Origin of the sequence: Paenibacillus sp. G2S3, assembly GCF_030123105.1 — a bacterium.
GTDB lineage: Bacteria > Bacillota > Bacilli > Paenibacillales > Paenibacillaceae > Paenibacillus_AQ.
Genome location: NZ_CP126095.1, coordinates 113,443 through 130,532, shown reverse-complemented (window position 1 = coordinate 130,532; position 17,090 = coordinate 113,443). Strand labels below are relative to the sequence as shown.

The 17,090-nt window shown below is 45.3% G+C and carries 14 protein-coding genes and 2 riboswitches; of the genes, 7 read left to right on the top strand and 7 right to left on the bottom strand.

What is annotated here, in order from left to right; genetic code table 11:
• Positions 1-49 precede the first annotated feature (49 nt).
• The 3 genes from QNH28_RS00605 to rpoE all read right to left on the bottom strand — a co-directional run bounded on the left by QNH28_RS00605 (position 50) and on the right by rpoE (position 3,290).
• Entirely contained in the window at positions 50-436 is a 387-nt protein-coding gene (locus QNH28_RS00605; RefSeq protein ID WP_283909742.1) for a response regulator, read from the bottom strand.
• 368 nt (positions 437-804) lie between these two features.
• A complete protein-coding gene (locus tag QNH28_RS00600; protein ID WP_283909741.1) occupies positions 805-2,412 on the bottom strand; it encodes a CTP synthase in 1,608 nt (535 codons plus the stop codon).
• A 326-nt stretch (positions 2,413-2,738) separates the two neighbouring features.
• The gene (gene rpoE, locus QNH28_RS00595; protein ID WP_042183972.1) at positions 2,739-3,290 is read right to left on the bottom strand and encodes a DNA-directed RNA polymerase subunit delta; all 552 of its coding nucleotides are present in this window, start codon (positions 3,288-3,290) and stop codon (positions 2,739-2,741) included.
• 458 nt (positions 3,291-3,748) lie between these two features.
• Between rpoE and QNH28_RS00590 the strand changes: the two genes are divergently transcribed.
• The gene (locus QNH28_RS00590; protein WP_283912000.1) at positions 3,749-4,918 is read left to right on the top strand and encodes a S8 family peptidase; all 1,170 of its coding nucleotides are present in this window, start codon (positions 3,749-3,751) and stop codon (positions 4,916-4,918) included.
• A 128-nt stretch (positions 4,919-5,046) separates the two neighbouring features.
• Here QNH28_RS00590 and argS read toward each other — a convergent pair whose 3' ends face one another.
• The 3 genes from argS to QNH28_RS00575 all read right to left on the bottom strand — a co-directional run bounded on the left by argS (position 5,047) and on the right by QNH28_RS00575 (position 8,693).
• A complete protein-coding gene (gene argS / locus QNH28_RS00585) occupies positions 5,047-6,732 on the bottom strand; it encodes an arginine--tRNA ligase (protein ID WP_283909740.1) in 1,686 nt (561 codons plus the stop codon).
• Complete coding sequence (locus tag QNH28_RS00580; protein ID WP_283909739.1) at positions 6,729-7,172, bottom strand: YwiB family protein; 444 nt, start codon at positions 7,170-7,172, stop codon at positions 6,729-6,731. Before QNH28_RS00580 ends, argS begins: the two co-directional genes overlap by 4 nt.
• Before the next feature lie 336 nt (positions 7,173-7,508).
• The gene (locus QNH28_RS00575) at positions 7,509-8,693 is read right to left on the bottom strand and encodes a beta propeller repeat protein (protein WP_283909738.1); all 1,185 of its coding nucleotides are present in this window, start codon (positions 8,691-8,693) and stop codon (positions 7,509-7,511) included.
• Positions 8,694-8,917: 224 nt separating this feature from the next.
• On the opposite strand from QNH28_RS00575, the gene QNH28_RS00570 reads away from it, so the two are divergent.
• On the top strand, positions 8,918-10,978 hold the full coding sequence (locus QNH28_RS00570; RefSeq protein ID WP_283909737.1) for a transglycosylase domain-containing protein: 2,061 nt from the start codon (positions 8,918-8,920) through the stop codon (positions 10,976-10,978).
• A 203-nt stretch (positions 10,979-11,181) separates the two neighbouring features.
• Positions 11,182-11,655, top strand: coding sequence for an AbrB/MazE/SpoVT family DNA-binding domain-containing protein (locus tag QNH28_RS00565; RefSeq protein WP_283909736.1), 474 nt, complete (start codon positions 11,182-11,184; stop codon positions 11,653-11,655).
• Between the two features lie 97 nt (positions 11,656-11,752).
• Here the strand turns inward: QNH28_RS00565 and QNH28_RS00560 are convergent, their stop codons facing one another.
• A complete protein-coding gene (locus tag QNH28_RS00560) occupies positions 11,753-12,259 on the bottom strand; it encodes a YwhD family protein (RefSeq protein WP_283909735.1) in 507 nt (168 codons plus the stop codon).
• 103 nt (positions 12,260-12,362) lie between these two features.
• Here QNH28_RS00560 and QNH28_RS00555 point away from each other — a divergent pair, with 103 nt between their 5' ends.
• The 4 genes from QNH28_RS00555 (at position 12,363) to QNH28_RS00540 (ending at position 17,044) form a co-directional block, all read left to right on the top strand.
• Complete coding sequence (locus QNH28_RS00555) at positions 12,363-14,369, top strand: M1 family metallopeptidase (RefSeq protein ID WP_283909734.1); 2,007 nt, start codon at positions 12,363-12,365, stop codon at positions 14,367-14,369.
• Between the two features lie 11 nt (positions 14,370-14,380).
• Positions 14,381-15,211 carry a hypothetical protein gene (locus QNH28_RS00550; protein WP_283909733.1) on the top strand — a complete coding sequence of 277 codons (831 nt, stop codon included), beginning with the start codon at positions 14,381-14,383 and terminating at the stop codon, positions 15,209-15,211.
• Between the two features lie 214 nt (positions 15,212-15,425).
• Positions 15,426-15,563: riboswitch (cyclic di-AMP (ydaO/yuaA leader) on the top strand.
• A gap of 53 nt (positions 15,564-15,616) precedes the next feature.
• Positions 15,617-16,045, top strand: a complete 429-nt coding sequence (locus QNH28_RS00545) for a C40 family peptidase (RefSeq protein WP_283911999.1) — start codon at positions 15,617-15,619, stop codon at positions 16,043-16,045.
• Positions 16,046-16,405: 360 nt separating this feature from the next.
• Positions 16,406-16,547: riboswitch (cyclic di-AMP (ydaO/yuaA leader) on the top strand.
• 5 nt (positions 16,548-16,552) lie between these two features.
• Positions 16,553-17,044, top strand: coding sequence for a C40 family peptidase (locus QNH28_RS00540; protein ID WP_283909732.1), 492 nt, complete (start codon positions 16,553-16,555; stop codon positions 17,042-17,044).
• The last annotated feature ends 46 nt before the right edge of the window (positions 17,045-17,090 follow it).

Below are 17,090 nucleotides of genomic sequence, written 5' to 3'. Positions count from 1 at the left end.
CTGTTTATAATCACCATAACCAAATAGGATCGATACAGAAAATATCAATTTAACTGCATTGATCTACAGACTTATTATTAAGATGCATATTGACCGCTACTCGCATTTCATCGATGTCAAATGGCTTTGTGAAATGCATCAATGCGCCCAGCTTGGTTGCTTCCTTAATCATATCCAGCTCCCCATAAGCGGTCATCATTATGACCTTAATGGACGGATTTAGCTCCTTCAGATGCTTCAAAATCTCAAGTCCATCCATTCCCGGTATTTTCATATCGAGCAGAACCAAGTCAGGAGACTCGCTGCGAACAATGTCTAAGGCCAATTTTCCGTTAGCTGCTTGAAATGTCGTATATCCTTCGCTATTGAACACTTCCATAAGAAGAATCCGAATCCCATTCTGATCATCGACAATTAACACTTTCTTTTTTTCCATATAATACCCTCCCAGAGATTAAGCCAGATTGACTATACCGCGCTCTCCACAGCTAACGGCCCCTTCAGAAACTAACCCATACGAAACCTATTATTCGTGCTTCACTGCTCAAATCCTGCTAATTGGATAAAATGGGTAAATAAAGAGTCTGAATTACAGTGATGTCATTTACACAGCTCTTCAAAATGGACAAACAGGCATAAACACCTTCGTCATCCCTATAAGGACGGTAAGCGTTTAAGCGAGAAATATTAGACATAAAGGATAGATGAACAACTTATACTTTTTAATATTTTAAAAAAAGAGCCTCCAATAGGAGGCTCTTCAAGCTGATTTGGAACCCCTAGGTTCCAATTATGTTTGCAAAATTATTGCTGTTCGGAATGAGTCAAAGAAGCTTTGACGAAATCACGGAACAACGGTTGTGGACGGTTCGGACGTGAAGTAAATTCCGGATGGAATTGAACCGACAAGAACCAAGGATGTCCCGGAAGCTCTACGATCTCAACTAAACGGCCATCTGGAGAGGTTCCGGAAATAACCAGACCTGCTTTTTCAATCTCATCACGGTAGGTATTGTTGAACTCATACCGGTGACGGTGACGCTCGTATACCAGTTCATCATCGTAACAAGACATTGCCAGGGAACCCTCAGCAATCTTACAAGGGTACAAACCAAGACGCATAGTACCGCCCATATCTTCAATATCCTTCTGCTCAGGAAGCAGATCGATCAGTGGATATGGTGTGTTCGGATCAATTTCGGAGCTATTCGCACCTTGTAGACCTAAAACAGAGCGAGCATATTCGATTACGGAAACTTGCATACCTAGGCAAATTCCGAAGAAAGGTATCAATTTCTCACGGGCATAACGAATCGCGGAGATTTTACCTTCAATTCCCCGATCACCGAAGCCACCAGGAACAAGAATACCACCAATACCACGCAGCATTTCATCCACGTTCTCATCCGTAATTTCCTCTGCATTCACCCAGCGAATCTTAACCTCTGCATTAGCAGCAAAGCCTGCGTGTGAAAGTGATTCAACAACGCTCAAATAAGCGTCATGCAGGGCTACGTACTTACCAACAATCGCAATTTCCACTGTTTTTTCAAGCTTCTGAATCCGTTCAAGCATACTTTCCCATTCACGCATATCTGGTGCAGGTGTTGTAAGCTTCAAATGATTAACAACAATCTCGTCCAATCCTTCATCACGAAGATTCAATGGAACTTCATACAACGTTGAAGCATCGCGGCATTCCACAACAGCATTAGCATCAATATCGCAAAAGAGTGCGATCTTCGCTTTCATATCTGCGGAAAGCTCATATTCCGTACGGCACACGATGACATTCGGTTGAATACCGATACTGCGCAGCTCTTTAACACTGTGTTGTGTCGGCTTTGTCTTCACTTCTCCAGCAGCCTTGATATAAGGAATCAAGGTTACGTGGATATACATCACGTTTTCACGTCCAATATCACTCTTGATCTGGCGAATAGCTTCCAGGAACGGAAGACTTTCAATATCACCTACGGTTCCACCAATCTCTGTGATTACAACATCAGAGTTGGTCTCGCGACCTGCACGGAACACGCGTTCTTTGATCTCATTCGTAATGTGTGGGATAACTTGTACAGTTCCGCCCAAATACTCTCCTCGACGTTCCTTGCTGATTACGGATGAATAGATCTTACCTGTCGTCACATTGTTGTTCTTTGACAGATTAATATCAATAAACCGTTCATAGTGTCCAAGGTCAAGGTCAGTCTCCGCACCGTCATCGGTTACGAATACCTCACCGTGCTGATAAGGACTCATCGTTCCAGGGTCTACGTTAAGATACGGATCAAATTTCTGAATCGTTACCTTTAGACCTCTGTTTTTGAGCAGCCTGCCCAGCGAAGCGGCGGTAATGCCCTTGCCCAGGGAAGACACAACGCCACCCGTTACAAAAATATACTTTGTCACTGTAAAACCCTCCTAAATAAAGTCCAGACATAAAAGCGGCGCATGGTGTTTATCGTAACCCGTTTTACTATCATCAAAACAGGGGAAATCAAAAGTTTGATTCACCGGGGAAAACATAAAGCGTCATCCCGCAAATTACATAAAACTACAGCTACTTTGCATCTAAAAAAACAAAAAAGTGACACCCGTAGAACCGGGGCACTTTTTATTTTAAGAAACGCGTTTATTAACTTACATGATAAGCCCATGCAATAGTTTACTCTGACGTTCCCCCACTGTCAAGGGAGGAATTATACCATCAGCAAGACTCTTTGAAATTATTTATCTTACTTGTCAGCTTCTGCATCGTCTTCATCTGAGTCATCTTCTGCATCGTCTTCATCTGAGTCATCTTCGTCTATGTCATCTTCATCGATCACGACATCTTCGTCGACTTCTTCTTCGCTGTCGTCGTCGGAATAGAGGTCGTCGCGATCTTCGTCGATAGCGTCGAAATCCTCTTCTTCAGCAGCGTAGTTTTCTTCTTCTTCAGCAAAGTCGTCATCTTCCAAATCATCGTCTTCATCGTTGATGATACGCACGCGTTTGGTGTTACCAACCGGATCATCAGAGCGCTCTAGAGGATACCAGCGTTTCAATCCCCAAAGGTTGGTTCCGACACAGGCAAAACGCCCATCAATGTTAATCTCGGTATATAACTGGGCAATAGTATCTTGGCTTTGTTGATCGGTCATGCCGCGCAGCTTGGCTACCTCGACCATCAGATCACGGTAATAATACGGTGTATTGGCTGCCTTAAGGACTAGAAAAGCCAAATCCACCATCGGCATTTCTTTAACTTTCTCAGGGTCTAGCTTTAAATTGAGTGGCGTACTCACTAAAGGACACTTCCTCTCACGCATTGTTCACATTACGGTTTATTTCAATAATATCCATTAACAAAACTAAGTAAAACCTATTTGACAACAAATTGCAAGTCAAAAGCGGCAACAGCTAACAGAAAGAGCCTTCAGGCTGTTATCCATACCAGAAACCTGTCTTCATCTTGAAGAAGGATAAACCCAAAACATATGTACCCTGTGTGACTTATACTTCCTTCTAAATTTAAAAAAGGCGGAGGAAATCCTCCGCGCATGACTGTATCCACGCCAAGGATCGGCTCCTTACGTGATGTTACAAAGAGAGTGTTAATCTCTTCTGTCTATTTTATGTAAAGCGCCGTCTTTTGACACGATGGGCAGCCCATTTCGTTAAAAAAGGGCAAGTTCCCATTCGGACCCCCTCTTCCACTCATACAATATGGCAGCAGGGCACCGAGGAGGGGACAGCGAAACCTATGGACTATCACAAATTTTGGCACATGCTTCTTGAAGAAATATCGGTTGCCCCCAACAATGGTGAGCGGCGTATTCTTACCTTCAATGACCCCCGCCAGTATGCCGGAGCATTTACACAATGGAAGGCTCTGAAAGCGAAGCAGCCTGAGCTGCGGCAAGTGCAGGTATCTCCGCTGATTCGGGCCTTCTTTGTGCCTGCCGCCGGAGCTGGAAAACTGATGAGTCGATTTGCAGACCTCCTAAATGTTGAAGAGGATCTACAAATACAAATCCATTCCATAGCTAATGAAAAGAGCGGTACTGCCACACTCCCTTGGGGAGTGAAAGCCATTCATGCTCCTCAGGCATGGTCCAAATCAACCGGAGTTCACGTCAAAATCGGCGTAATCGACACAGGTGCTGATTACCGCCATCCCGATCTGAAGCATTCATTAGCCTCTGGGGTCAACCTACTACACCGCGGAATGTTGCCGCTGGATGATAACGGGCACGGAACTCATATCGCCGGGACCTTAGCGGCAGCAGGGGGAAATCGCGGGATGATGGGTGTAGCACCACGGGCACTGCTATATCCAGTCAAGGCTTTTGATCATAGCGGCTCCGCCTATGTATCGGATATTGTGCTGGGTATTGATTGGTGCGTACAGAACAGAATCGATATCATCAATATGAGCTTCGGAATGAAAACTAGAAGCAAAGCGCTCCACAATGTGGTTATAAAAGCGTACCGAGCCGGAATTGCTATCATCGCCTCCTCCGGGAATGATGGCAAACGTGGCGGGGACTATCCCGCACGTTATCCTGAGACCATTGCCGTGGGCGCCATCGATAAAAGACATCGTGTTGCTGGCTTCAGCAACCGCGGTTCTTATATCGATGTATATGGCCCCGGCGAAGGTGTGCCCTCCTGCTGGCTGAAGGAGGGCTACAAAGAAATGAGCGGCACCTCCATGGCTACCTCGCATGTGACGGGAGCCGCTGCACTGCTGCTCGCGGTGCGACCGGGTCTCTCGCCAAGGGAGCTGAAGCTGCTCTTGCGCCGCACCGCGTCCCCAGTGCGGCTGCGCAAGGGGCAGCGACGCGCATCCCTTGGCGGCGGCGCTGCCGGTGCCCTACGCCTGCTGAAAGCAGGAGTAAGGGCCAAGCGGGCGGTCTCCGCGAACGTGTAGACCCTGCCCGGGCACCGGGTGGGTCACTCTGACGTGAGCGCAGCCTGTGCCGGTGCGAAGAACGGCACAAAATAGAATCCGCCTCCCGGGGAACCGGAAGGCGGATTTTTTTGTCGTATGATGTTGAATTACATGCGATCCGGTGCAGAAACACCGACAAGACGCAGGACATTAGCAATGGTGGTACGCGCAGCACCTAGCAGTGCAAGACGCGCCACAGTTTGAGCAGCATCCTCAGTAATTACACGTTCAGCTTTGTAATAACTGTGGAACATCGCAGCCAGCTCATACACATAACGGATGAGGCGATGTGGAGCATAACCTTCAGCCGCAACAGCGATTTCTGCTGGGAGCTCACCAATTTTGCGCAGCAGGTCAAATTCATGCACTGCTGTCAGCTTGGAGAAATCAATTTCAGCGTAATCAGGAATGGAGATCCCTTGCTCCTCAGCCTGACGGAAGATACTGCAGATACGTGCATGCGCATATTGAACGTAGAATACAGGGTTCTCATTAGAAGTAGAGATCGCCAAATCCATATCGAAGTCAAGATGGGAATCCATGCTACGCATGGTGAAGAAGTAACGAATCGCATCGATTCCTACTTCCTCCATCAAATCTTCCATCGTAACTGCTTTGCCGGTACGCTTGGACATTTTAACCTTTTCACCATTCTGGAACAGGCTGACCATCTGAGCAATCAGAACCACTAGCTTCTCAGGATCATTTCCAAGTGCGGACATTGCCGCTTTCATCCGTGGAATGTAGCCATGGTGATCAGCACCCCAAATGTTAATCATTTTATCGTAACCGCGGCCATACTTATCGCTGTGATAAGCAATGTCCGGTGTAAGGTAGGTATATGTGCCATCGTTCTTAATCAGAACGCGGTCTTTATCATCGCCATACTTAGTCGTTTGCAGCCAGGTTGCCCCATCCTGCTCATATACTTCTCCACGATCACGAAGCTCGTCTAGCGAGCGTAGCACTTCTCCGTTCTCATACAGCGAAGTCTCACTGAACCAGATATCGAAGTTTACGCGGAATAGTCCCAGATCGCGTTTGATTTTATCGAGCTCTTTATTAAGTCCATAGGTCCGGAAAAAAGCTGCGCGTTCACTTGGGCTCATTTCAAGTAGTGTGTCACCCTTTTCAGCCACAAGCTCTTTAGCAAATCCCTTAATGTCCTCGCCATGGTAACCGTCTTCAGGCATTTCTGCTTCTTGACCCAGCTCCTGCAGGTACCGAGTCTCAATAGATTTGCATAGGTTGACCACTTGGTTACCGGCATCATTAATATAATATTCCCGTGTCACCTGATAGCCGGCATAATCGAGTACGTTGCAAAGCGCATCGCCAACAGCAGCCCCACGAGCATGTCCTAAATGAAGGCTGCCCGTTGGATTGGCGCTGACGAACTCCATTTCAACCTTCTGACCTTGACCGACGTTAATACGGCCATAATCATCACCCTGCTCTGCAACAAGGCTGATAATTGGGTACAAATAATTCTTGGACAACGTAAAGTTAATGAAGCCTGGTCCGGCAATCTCAGCTTTTTCAATAGAAGCGCTGCTAGTATCCAAATGCTCTATAATGGCCTCAGCAATCTGGCGCGGGTTACGTTTTGCGATTTTGGTCAGCTGCATAGCAGCGTTCGTAGCCAAATCACCATGTGCTTTATCTCTTGGTACTTCCAGTACGATATCCGGAACCTCTTCCGGTGCAACAATTCCTGCATTCACAATTGCATCGGCGATGGCTTCTTTTACCCGTTCATTCACAAGCTCCAACGGATTCTTTCTCTGTGTCATAATTTCGGTTCCTCCTGTATATGCAAACTAATAGCAAACTTTCCTGACAATTCCTCGTATACGTACAAATCATATTCCCATGAAACCGTTAGGGAACGCCCTTCGCGCACCACGTCCAGCTTGTTCGTTTCTGTAGAAAGATTAAACTGTGTGTACGGAGAACGATAAAATCCCGGCAGACGCCGTCCAGATTGAAAGCTCTGTTCTGACTGTATCCCACCATGGCGGATTAGCTTTAGCTGATTACCTGCAATCTTTATTGTTGTACGAACAGAAATTTCCTCTCCTCGAGGCCCCTGCTCTAACTCTTCATATTGAATATATAGATGCGGTCCTTTGGATACTACCTCTCCATTCGCTTTCACAACATTCCGCTGACCTTCTTGAAGGCTCACGAGCGTAATAGAGACGTCATATTTGTCAGACTGTAGTTCGGGCATCACACGTTCCTCCATTCTGCAAGCCTCTGCATTCTGCATAAGAAAAACGTCTATCGTAAAACTTAAACATTTTTGTATTTAATCAAAGGCCTATTCGCTTTCCCATTGTACACTATATCCAGTTCAAAGAAGCATTTCAATCTCAGAATCCATTAGATCTAGCTAAGCTCATAAAATTTTACCATATTGATGGATAAAAGCACACTTGGAACATGTAGTAAAACTGTACAGGGGTGCAACCAGCCTCATAATTAACAGAAAAAACGGCTCCCTTAGGAACCGTTTAGAGGACTATAACACTATGTTAACTCACTCACTACTTATACTAACCACCCATTACAAGGACAAAATTTTCAACGAAAACCTAAGTTCCCAAGAAGCGCCACCATCTTTAGTTACATATAACGATGAATAGTCGCGTTCGCGAATAGCTATCCAACCTTCTTTATTACTAGTGAACGAGATTACCCCGTCATAACCAGCAATCGCCGGAAGATTGGTCCACTGCTTGCCACCGTTATATGAGCGTCCTACCGCTACTTTTTCCGCTGCGTCGGAATAACCCACCAAGAAGGTCGTACTGTTTCCTACCAACTCCAAATTTCCTGGTCTGCCAGACGCAGGCCCTTTATTTACTAGAGCCTTCCCGCTACCCGGAGCAGGCCCACCCCCAGCAGTTTCCTGAGCAATCACTCTATTCCAGCTTTTACCCTTATTCGTACTTGTATATAGGGAATATGAGGTTTGGCTCATCCCTGAGCCGCCATAGAGAACCACATCAACTTGATCTCCCTTTGCAGTGATTTGCCCATACTCTGGATCGGAAAAGGCTGCCTTCAATGCTAAACTCCAAGTATTACCACCATCTGTAGTCTTCATTACCCGGTAGCCGGTTCCAGGCACAGTCACTACGGCCCAACCAGTATTACGATCACTGAAATAAGCACCGCGTGTATTGGATGGGGTTGAAATCTTACTCCAGCTCAGTCCCCCGTCCTTGGTGTAATACGTTGATGCACTGTTATACCCGAAGCCAATCTTACTGTCGATAAAATCGATTCTTTCAAAGCTAACAGCTTTATTCGAAAGTCTTTTCCATTCTGAGCCACCATTTGAGGTGCCAATTAAATATCTGGCTTGACCGTCTTCTACAGAAGCAAGGGCAAAGCCATGCACGTTATCGGGAAAATCAATCTGTTTAAAACTCCATTGGCCTTCATAAATCTCTTGAAAATTGCAGCCTCCATCAGAAGTGCCGATCATAAATCCATTACCTGCTGCTCGTCCGATATCTCCATTTAAAAACTGAACATCAGAAAAGGTAAGCGGGGTGGATACGTCTCCTGAATGCTTGTTTTGCAGAGACTGTAGTAGCCCATGATCTCCAGTGCCGCAAGCCGCTGGCGTAGCGGATGCCGCAGCCTGTACTGAAGAAGCTGATGCACCCCAACCTGAAACCATAATTAACGTCGCCGAAAGGGCGGTTATTGTCGTTCTGTGAATCTTTTTTGTCCAATTCATGATGACACCTCCTAATTACTATATACCCTTACTTTCAAGCTCTACTCTTTTATACCGCCTGAGGCGCGCATGATCCACCATTGAATAGTCACAAAATGGAAACAGTTTGTCATCTTCTATTTAAATCGCCTCTGTGGATAGTCCTTTTAACAGGTCGGCTAGTTATACAATGAATATCCTTCCAGTTCCTTTCCCATAATACAAGGAGAAGGGAGTCTGGTGCCATGACACGCGAATCAACGAATCCACCCAAACGAAAAAGCCGCTTCCGCCGTTTATTCCGGCTGCTGATAGCTATGATTATATTGTTTCTATTGACCACGGGAGCTCTGCTCGGTTACCTATACCAAAAAGATCTCCCCCCCATTGGCGATGATGTGCGCTCCAAGCTACTCGACTCCAGGGGTAATATTCTTGCCACCTTTACCTCAGACGGGCGTAGCCGTGAGCCGGTCAAATTAAGTCAAATTTCTCCCCTGCTCATTGAAGCCACACTAGCCGTTGAGGATCGTAAGTTTTACGAGCATTCCGGATTCGATATGAAAGGGATGGCGCGGGCCATACTCGTCAATTTGGAAGAGGGAAACCGAACACAAGGGGCTAGTACGCTAACTCAGCAGCTCGCGAGAAATCTTTATCTATCCCATGAGAAGACATGGACGCGCAAGGCCAAAGAAGCCTTGTATACGATACAGCTTGAGATGAAATACAGCAAAGATGAAATCTTGAACATGTATTTAAATAACATCTACTATGGTCATGGTGCCTATGGCATTGAAGCAGCCTCTCAGATGTATTTTGGCAAATCTGCAGCGGATTTAGACTTGGCAGAGAGTACCATGCTAGCCGGGATTCCAAAAGGACCGACCTATTATTCACCGTACAATCATTTAGACAACGCTAAAAAGCGCCAAAAAATCATATTAACCGTCATGACTAATTTAGGAGAAATCACACAAGAGGAAGCAGGACAGGCTGTTCAGAAGGACTTGAACTTAAAACCACAAGGCCAGAAGGATACCACTGTGGCTGCACCATATTTCAGAGATTACATCCGCAATCTGGCCTCAGAATCTCTTCACATCAGCAGTGATGAGCTGGAACAAGGGGGGCTAAATGTTTACACTACCCTTGACCCTGACATGCAGCATGCCGCAGAACAAGCAGTCGATAAAGAGATGGATCAAAAAAGTGATCTGGAAACCGCACTTGTATCCATCGATCCTCGCACCGGCTACATCAAAGCAATGGTCGGCGGAAAAAATTATCGCACCAACCAATACAATCATGCACTGGCCACCACACGTCAGCCTGGCTCGTCCTTTAAGCCCATCATGTATTTAGCCGCACTCTCTTCTAAAGAGATGACTGGTCTTTCCGTTTTCAAAAGCCAGCCAACGATGTTCCATTATGATAACAATCGCAAAACCTACCAGCCTCGGAACTTCGGGGATAAGTACCTGGGCGAAATCAATATGCGGCAAGCCATTGCAGCATCCGACAATATCTATGCTGTGAATACGATCATGAAGATCGGCGCGGATAAAGTGAGCGAGATGGCAGCCAAGATGGGCATTGATAGTCCGCTTCAAAGCGTGCCGTCACTGGCACTCGGCACCTCACCGATCAGTCCGTTAGAAATGGCCGCGGCCTTCGCTGTTATTGGAAACAGTGGTCAGAAAATGCCAACCACAGCCATTCTAAAAATAACGGATTCCAATGGTATGGTGCTGTATGAAGCACCACAGCCAAAGGGTGAAGCCGTTGTAGAGCCTTCTGCCGCCTATGTGCTGACCCGTTTAATGGAGGGGGTATTTGAGACTGGGGGAACAGGAAATCGCGTAGCTTCTATAATCAAACGTCCGGTAGCCGGCAAGACCGGAACTACGGATACAGACGGCTGGATGGTAGGCTTCACTCCCGAGCTATCCACTGCAGTTTGGGTTGGATATGACAAGGGGCGCGACATCACAACTACCGACGGTCGACGGGCAGCTCCAATTTTTGCGGAGTTTACTGAAAAAGCGCTGGAAAATATCCCGCCTAAGATTTTTCCCATTCCAGATGGCGTGGTGAGTGTTTACATCAATCCGCAATCCGGCAAGCTAGCTACAGCAGCCTGTCCCGAAAAAGAACTGGAGACTTTCATTAGTGGGACTGAGCCCACTGAATACTGTGATCAACATGGCAAAGCTCCCGCCGTCGATGATGTGCAAAGCAAAGTAGATCCTGCTGAAGAAAGTCGTTCCCTGTGGAACAATATTAAACGCTGGTGGTTGAATTAACCTCTTCATCTAATGAAGAGGTTTTTCTTTTTTTATTACTTATTCATTGTAAAATCCATAGCATGGCCAAACTCGGTTTTCACTTCTCCCATATAGGTTGTAACCGCTTTATTAATTGTATTCACCCCATTCTCTTAACTCACAATTACTGCTATAATAGTTATTAGCAACCAAAATATAAAGATGTAAATGAGGGACATGGGATGAAGGATACAGGCATGATCCGGAGTTTAGACAGTCTTGGGAGAATTGTGGTTCCCGCAGAAATCCGTATGACTCGTAATATCGACATTGGTGATCCTATCGAATTTTTTATACTAAACGATAACACCATCATACTCAGGAAGTACACCTCGACAGAATGTACGTTTTGCAGAAGCCACGACCATGTCACCTACTATAAAGAGCAATTTATTTGCAGTAGCTGTCTAAAAGAAATTGCCGATCCTGAACGCATGTCTCAAGTGCCGGAGGCGCGCCAGGATTTTGCAAGCGAAGTGTCAGAGCACAGCAGCACGATCCGGAAGACGAAGACAGAGGATATGTGTCAACGCCTGGAGCGGGCCATAGAAGATCATCCATATGCCAATCAGAAAGAGCTTGCTGAAATCCTCGGGATCAGTCAAGCCAGAGTAAGTCAACTCAAGCGTAAACTTAGTACGGCAGGTAAATTGTAAGCTAATTCAATGTATAGCAAAAAGGCTTCGACTCTCCTATTTCAGGATGTCGAAGCCTTTTTGCTGTATCAGATAATCTTGACCGGGTAATTCGTTCCTACTCGGCCAGTGAAGCTTTAAGTTCATCGGAGGACGCAGTCCACCAAGCCTCATTATGTGAGATCAATAGGGATTTCAGGGCAGATTTTTCAACTGCGCCAAGCCCTCCTACATCGATTTTGCGTTTTAGAGCAGCATCCAATTTATTGACATGCTCGGCGAGAATTTTCCAACCGCGACGCGCTTCCGTATCGATCCACATTTCACAGGCTGTTATTCCACCATAGAATTGACTATCCTGGGTACGGTCCACTGCTACCCATACCACCCAAACCTGTCTTCCATTAGGTACGTCCTCACGGTTCATGGAGAATTTAATACCCTTTTCAACCTTACTCTTGGCATGCATGGCACCGATATCAATGACCGCTTCACCGCCATCAATAATGACAGGCGATACGTTATTGAGCTCTATAGAGCCCGCTCCAAAGCCTTTATGTTTACTTTTGGCATTCACAATATTTAAGGCAATCTGTTTCTTGCCCTCCGGTTGTATGTTGTCCACGAGTGCACACCCTTCCTCTTACGAATAATTTAATTTTAGCTAATAATGCGGCGATTGCAAACATATACATCCCGTAGATGCTTGTCACGGGAGGAATCACAGTATGAAGTCACTGTCATTAAGGTACATCATCATCTTTGCGACCCTGGCCGCCCTCGTGCTACTAGGAGGAATATGGGTCTATTCGGGGGATAACTCTACATCTTCTGTTACTAGCTTTGTTTCAAAAGAGGCCAAGTCCTCAAGCGGCACAGCTCCTGCAGCTGCACCACAGCAGGCTTTGCCTGATAGCGCCCCCGTTCCAGCAGAAGAGGCATTAAGCCAACGCGTTGTCGAGTATCACATCGATGTTCAGCTTGTTCCTGATACAGAAACTTTAATCGCTTCTGAGACGGTAACCTGGACACACCCCGGTTCAAAACCAGTAAGTGATCTGTATTTTCATATGTATCCAAATGCTTTTGCTTCGCCAGATACTACCTTTATGAAGGAATCCGGAGGAACGCTTCGAGGTGACACCATGCCAGAGAATGGCTTCGGAAGTATGACTTTAACCGATCTGCGCACAACAGAAGGAACATCACTAATGCAAAGAGTGCAATTTGTACAACCCGATGATGGTAACGTCAACGACAAGACACTCCTAAAGGTACATCTCCCACAGCCAGTTAATGGCGGAGAGAGTGTCACACTTAAACTCAAGTACGAGGTCCAGCTTCCCAAAATATTTGCCCGTATGGGCGTATCAGGGAATTTCGTGATGGCTGGGCAATGGTTCCCTAAGCTTAGTGTATACGAGCCTAAGGGCACACGTGGGGTTAAGGAAGAAGGCTGGGATTTGCATCAGTATCACGGCACCTCTGAGTTTTACAGCAATTTTGGCATCTATAATGTAACGATTGCGGTTCCTTCCGACTATACGGTAGCTGCGACTGGATTTCCTGTAAAGAATGCCAAGCTGAAACAAGATCAAAAAATATATCAGTTCTACGCTGACGATGTCCATGACTTTGCTTGGGCCGCTTCCCCTGATTTTACAGTAGCAGAAGAAGCCTTCTCTACGCCAGAAGTACCTGGTGTACGGATTAAGGTGTATCTCGATCCATTGCACAAAGACTTAAAGGAACGATACCTTCAGGCCGCTAAGGCTGCCCTGACCTACTTCAGCAAATGGTATGGTCCTTATCCCTACTCGACTCTGTCTATTATCGTTCCACCTAAGGAGGGCAATGGGGCTGGAGGAATGGAGTATCCTACACTCGTTACAGCATTTGGAGCCACTGACTCATCTCCTGACACCTCACTTGAAAGAACCGTCGTTCATGAAATTGGCCATCAATACTTCTACGGTATGATAGCCAGCAATGAATTCGAGGAGGCTTGGCTAGATGAAAGCTTCACTTCTTACGCTGAAGACAGACTCATGGAGCAAGAATACGGTATAAAAACTAATCTCCCTCTGCAGTCCAGCTTGGTGACCAAATCAGAGCCACTTAACTTAGAGACATGGAAATATGATGGGGCAGAATCGTATAGCCGAAATGTATATATTCGCGGAAAGCTAGTACTTAAGGATATCGAACGCCAAGTAGGCACTAAAGCAATGAACAGCATCATGTCCACTTACGCACGTAAATTCCGTTTCCAGCATCCCACTACGTCTGATTTTCAAAAAGTCGTTGAGAAGGTAACCAAAAAATCATGGCAGCCTTATTTCGAAGATTATGTTTATGGTGGTGGTGCTCCTGATTTCTCAATAGATACGATTACGATTAAAAAGAACGGCAGCAGCGATGCTCAGAGCTACGAATCCATAGTAAAGATTACAAACAAAGGGAGCCATTACGTGGACGTTCCCATTAAATTCACATTCGCAGATGGCTCTGCGGCAGAGCGGGTCTGGAACGGTGAAGGAGCAGAGACTACATTCCAGTTGTTAAGCGATAATCTTCTCCTCTCTGCTGAGATTGATCCTGAGCATACCGTTCTTTTAGAAAACAAACATCTTAATAACTTCAGACTGGCGGAAATAGAGCCCAAAACACTTTCCCGCTGGACTTTAAGTGTAACTAAACTAGTTGAAACCGTGCTCGGAACTCTTGTCTGGTGAGGTGAATGATTGTGAGAACATCGATAACCCGCGGCTGGCAAAGCATGAAGGAGCAATTTTATATTCTGATTCTGCTCTTCATCTACCGACTGCTCTGGGGCTACTTTATGTACGGTTTCATCCGGTCTGCTATCGTTCCAATTCTACTACGCTATCCAGATAAAGCTGCTGGCGGCAGCGGAATGGGCAGACTACTCTATTATGTCGAAGGACAGTTCAGCTTGAACACAGATCCTGCGATACGTACTTGGTTATGGATGTTCCTAGGGCTTGTTGTGTTGCGGTTGCTACTCTCGCCCTTCATAAGGGCCGGATTACTGCATGAACTCCATCAGGAGCGAAAAGGAGAGCGTGGCCTATTCTTTTTTCCCGGCATGAAGCGTTATGGATTTCCAGTGTTTATCTTCAGTCTGATCGAATGGGTACTGGCTCTACTTCCGTTATATTGGCTTGCTCCAAAAATGTACGGGCTGTTCTTAACCTCCTTTCTGAACTACTCTTTGTTACTTCATCTAGTTCCATACGTATTGGCATGGCTTATATACATTTTTATCGTGCGCCTGTTCCTTCTATATATGCAGTTTGGTTATACCAGTGGTACGGGGATGTTCTCCTCCCTATTCATCTGCTTAAAGTCGCTGATTCCAGCAATAGGAATTTCAATCATACTTGGTGCAGCGGGTCTGATCCTTCTGCTAGTGTGCGGACTTACCGGTCTCTTCTGCCCTGGTCTGCCAGCGCTGATCATACGTCAAATCTCCCCATTGCCTTCTACACTCTTCAAAATGTGGGGAATTTCCGCTCAATATCATCTATGGTGCAGTAAAGCATTTCCACAATAATTTAAAGCCTTACAACACATAATATAAGAGTCCCGGTTCCTAAATCAGGAGCTGGGACTCTTTCGCGTTATAGACAAATTATGAGGATTTGCAAAATCATAAAGACTTTGTTACAATAAGTCCTGTTCCATTGGTAACAAGTTTGTAATCATTTGAAACGATTTCTACATAACTTCATGTATTTATCGTAATCTTGTCGATAAGTCACTGTCTGGTGCATAAAACGCCGAATTCCTTGCACCGGGAAGTGGGGGAACCATATTTTGGGTGAATTGATCTCGCTTTGCAGTGATCATAGGGAAACTTCTACCGAATCCTTAAGCTAACCTCACAGGCATTGGAAGGGGTACAATTTTTTTGAAGAACTTAAGAAAAGCATGCGTCGCTGCGGCGCTAGGACTTGTGATGGCATTCTCTATTGGTGGAGGAAGTGCCTTTGCAGACTCTAAAATGGACAGTGTTATTTCAAAGACTATTGGAGTTGCCTATAAAACCGGAGGTACTAGCACTGCCGGGTTTGACTGTTCTGGATTCACTACGTATGTATACAAGAAGGTGGGCCTTTCTTTGCCCCGTACTTCAAAAGCTCAATATAATGTCGGAACTCCTGTAGCTAAAAGTAAATTGCGTTCAGGTGACTTGGTTTTCTTTAACACATTGGGCAATGGCGTATCCCATGTCGGTATTTATGTTGGAAACGGAAAATTCGCACAATCATCCTCTTCATATGGAGTGACTATCACTTCACTTAGCCAGTCCTACTGGGCCAATCGCTACGTTGGCGCTAAAAGAGTAATGAGTACTACATCATATCAAGCTGTAGCCTACGATTAATACTTCCCCACAACTATAACCTCACAATTACAATTATATAGACCTGGATTTGATTATTACCTTAATCGAATCCAGGTTTTCTTTTGCCTTATTCTATTCTTTACACCACTAGAACGGACTTTAAACACTTTTATTTGATAAAAATTTCAATAAATATAAAAATTAGTTTAATATTATCGCTTACATATGCAATTTGTCTTTAAAAATACGAATTTTTCTGCATGATTATGTTAAAAACGATTGCCAAGCGACATTCTCTTTGTTACAATAACTGCAGTAAGATTTTAGTAACATTTTTGTAATCATTAAGTTATTATTTACAAAGGTTTTGTCATGTATTGATTACAAGCTATTCCTAATCAACAGTTTGAGCCGAGTTTCCTAACTATTAGGGAAACGGGGGAACCAACTTTGGGTGAATTGACCTCCATTTTTAGAGGGGTCATAGGGGACCTTCAACCGAACCCTTAAGCTAACCTCGTAGGCATCCGGAAGGGGTATACACTTTTGAAGAAGAAGCTAGCAGCAGCAGTACTTAGCTTTTCCATTATCTTCACCATCGGAGCAGGAAGCGCTTTCGCCGATTCCAAAATGGATAAAGTGATCGACAAGACCATCGGAAGTAAGTACGTATCCGGCGGCATCTCCACAAATGGATTTGATTGCTCCGGATTTACAATGTATGTGTTTGATAAAATCGGTATCAACCTACCACACCAATCAGGTTCCCAGTATCAAATGGGTACTGCTATCTCCCAGGATGATTTAAGATCTGGAGATCTTGTATTCTTCAATACAAGTGGTAAGGGTGTCTCCCATGTCGGTATTTACGTCGGTGAAGGCAAGTTTGCACATGCATCTTCCTCTCGCGGTGTAACGATTAGCTCCCTGAGTGATAGCTACTACGTGAAACGCTACATCGGTGCTAAACGAATTATGAGCACGGATGCTTATCATTCTGTTGCTTCTGAGACAGAAGATAATGATGATGTTCAATAAGTAAATCGTACATAGGCTCTTTTCCAAGATGTTAATTCTTGGGGAA